The organism is Marinobacter sp. UBA2498 (assembly GCF_002341575.1).
In the GTDB taxonomy this organism is placed as follows: domain Bacteria; phylum Pseudomonadota; class Gammaproteobacteria; order Pseudomonadales; family Oleiphilaceae; genus Marinobacter; species Marinobacter manganoxydans.
In genome coordinates, this window is the sequence record NZ_DDOI01000156.1 from 13,466 (window position 1) to 14,877 (window position 1,412).

General features: G+C 57.7%; 2 protein-coding genes. One reads left to right on the forward strand and one right to left on the reverse strand.

Features of this window, described 5'->3' with window-relative positions:
• On the forward strand, positions 1 to 420 hold a 420-nt coding region (locus B2W52_RS21605), incomplete at its 5' end, for an outer membrane beta-barrel protein (protein ID WP_286804045.1).
• A gap of 50 nt (positions 421 to 470) precedes the next feature.
• Here the strand turns inward: B2W52_RS21605 and rlmKL are convergent.
• Positions 471 to 1,412 (reverse strand): bifunctional 23S rRNA (guanine(2069)-N(7))-methyltransferase RlmK/23S rRNA (guanine(2445)-N(2))-methyltransferase RlmL (rlmKL, locus tag B2W52_RS21610; protein ID WP_286804046.1); only part of this gene is annotated, 942 nt, incomplete at its 5' end.

Below are 1,412 nucleotides of genomic sequence, written 5' to 3' on the forward strand. Positions count from 1 at the left end.
CTGGTGGTGGGTGGCCACATAACCGATCTGTTTCACGCCGAGCTGCGGGCCGGTGGCGGCTTCAAAGACGCCGAGGTACCGGACAGTGACCTGACGCTCAGCGTTGACTACTACGCCAGCTGGTACATGGGCCTGCACTACCCGATCACCGACTATGCAAACCTCTACGGCCAGTTCGGCTTTTCCTATATCCACGGCGAAGGCGAGATCAGCGACCCCGCAAATGATCGCAACAACCCCTACCTGGATCTCGAAGGCGAGTTCCCGGACAGCGGCTTCTCCATCAGCTGGATTGCAGGGCTTGATTTCGAAGTGATGGACGATACGTTTCTGGTCTTCGAAGGCGGAAAGCTTTTCGAAGACACAGGAACGGATGTGAACACCTTCCAGTTTTCCGGCGGACTGCGCTACGAGTTCTGAACGGCCGGCCGGATCTCGTGTTGCTGATCCGACCCGCTACCAGATCGCCATTAAGCCTTGTGGCGAATATGCCAGCACCGGTGAATCCGGGCGTTGCGTTGAAAATCCTTGTCCAGGGTATCCCGCGTCACTTCAGCAACCTCGAACTCGCTTTCCAGTGTCTCGTCCAGCTTGAAGCGTCGGAAATTGTTGGAAAAGATCAGCAACCCGTCGGAACTCAACCTTGCCATGGCCTGCCTGACCAGCGTGGGATGATCCTTCTGGATATCCAGAACGCCGGCCATACGGGCAGAGTTGGAAAAGGTCGGCGGATCCATGAAAATCAGGTCAAACCGTTGGTCCGCCGTTTTCCGGTCTGCCAGCCAGGCCAGGCAGTCTGCCTGCTCTACCCGATGCTTCTTGAGGTCGGCTCCGTTCAGCGCAAGGTTCTCCTCGGCCCAGCCGACATACGTCTTTGACATATCCAGACTGAGCGAGCGGCTGGCGCCTCCAACAACAGCGTGAACAGTGGCCGCGCCGGTATAACAGAACAGGTTCAGGAATCGCTGGTTTGCCGAGTGCTGCTGAATCCAGTGCCGCACCGGCCGATGATCCAGAAACAGACCCGTGTCCAGATAATCCTTGAGGTTCACCTTCAAAACGCAGCCGTGTTCGTGAACCCTGAAAAACTCGCCACTGACTGCCTGCTTCTCGTACTGATTGGTGCCGGTTTGCCGCTGGCGCTGCTTGCACACCATATCCTCCGGCTCCACTCCCAGTGCTTCGGGAATGACTGAAAGGGCCTCCGCCAGGCGTTCTCGAGCAGCACGCTCATCCACCGATTTCGGGGCCGCATACTCCTGCACGTGCACCCGCCCCTCATAGATATCGATCGCCAACGCAAACTCCGGCATATCGGCATCGTAGAGGCGGTAGCAACCAATGCCCTGCTTTCTTGCCCACTGCCCAATGGTCTTCACGTTCTTCTTGAGGCGATTGCGCAACATGGCCGC